The 1105-nt window shown below is 32.6% G+C and carries 3 protein-coding genes; all 3 read left to right on the forward strand.

What is annotated here, in order from left to right:
- Positions 1–196, forward strand: a 196-nt coding sequence (locus tag HG1285_RS00380; RefSeq protein WP_008289683.1) for a sigma-70 family RNA polymerase sigma factor, incomplete at its 5' end; no start/stop codon positions are given.
- Between the two features lie 51 nt (positions 197–247).
- Positions 248–559: a hypothetical protein gene (locus HG1285_RS00375; RefSeq protein ID WP_008289684.1), complete on the forward strand. Its 312-nt coding sequence runs from the start codon at positions 248–250 to the stop codon at positions 557–559.
- 50 nt (positions 560–609) lie between these two features.
- Positions 610–1092, forward strand: a complete 483-nt coding sequence (locus HG1285_RS18605; protein ID WP_008289685.1) for a lyase family protein — start codon at positions 610–612, stop codon at positions 1090–1092.
- The last annotated feature ends 13 nt before the right edge of the window (positions 1093–1105 follow it).

Raw genomic sequence — 1105 nt, forward strand, 5'->3', positions numbered from 1 at the left:
AAAAGCTTTAGATGAAAGAGAAAGGGAAATCATAAAGCATAGATACGGGCTTGAAGGTGAAGAACCAAAAACATTAAATGAAGTTGGGGAAATGCTTGGAATTTCAAGGGAAAGAGTAAGACAGCTTGAAAATAGAGCTCTTAAAAAACTACGAGCACTCGCCATGAAAAGACACCTAAAAGATTTCTTATCATAGTTCTACCATAGTATAATATTGGAATTATAAAACCAAATTTAAGAGGAAAATATGTATAGAATTATTATATTTTTTATCTTTATTTTTACTGTAAATACTTTTGCTCAAGGAAAAAAGCAGAAAATAACAAAAGAGCAGTTTTGCCACTTCAGTTATGGAATTTATCAGCAGTGTTATCAAAGAGGCTTGATACCCGGAATAGACTGCGGGTTTTTATCTGAAGGAATTAGATTTGGAAAAGGTTTTTCCAAATCCCAAATAAAATATATACAAAAAGCCTGTAAAATGGGCTGTTTTTTAGGAAAAAATAAATTTAAACTCAAAAATGAAAACCAATTTGTTTCTTCTTGTCTTAAAGAATAGTCCTTTCCTGTTATAATAATTATTTGCAATTTTTTAAGGGAGCTGAGTATATGATAAAAAGATACACTTTACCTGAAATGGGTCATGTTTGGTCTGAAGTCAATAAGTTTCAAAAATGGCTTGATGTTGAAATTGCCATTTGCAGAGCGTGGAATAAACTTGGGAAAATTCCAGATAAAGCGTTAAAAGAGATAGAAGAAAAAACATACATAGACGAAAAAGTTGTTGAGAGAATTCATGAGCTTGATAAAATTTACAATCACGATGTTCTGGCATTTGTTACAGCAGTGGCAGAGCAGGTTGGAGAAAACGGAAGATACATACATCTTGGAATTACTTCTTCTGATGTCATAGATACTGCTCTTGGTCTTTTAATGAGAGAAGCAATTGACATTCTTTTAAAAGATATTGATGAGCTTTTGCCTGTTCTTGAAGAAAACGCCTTCAAATACAAAGAAACTGTTATGATGGGAAGACCCATGGAGTTCATGCAGAACCTATGGTTTTGGGCTAAAGTTTGCACTCTGGTATGAAGAAATGAAAGAA

It is taken from the genome of Hydrogenivirga sp. 128-5-R1-1, from assembly GCF_000171895.1.

Coding starts and splice junctions, on each gene's coding strand:
- HG1285_RS00375 (WP_008289684.1), top strand. CDS start 248: ATGTATAGAATTATTATATTTTTTATCTTTATTTTTACTGTAAATACT.
- HG1285_RS18605 (WP_008289685.1), top strand. CDS start 610: ATGATAAAAAGATACACTTTACCTGAAATGGGTCATGTTTGGTCTGAA.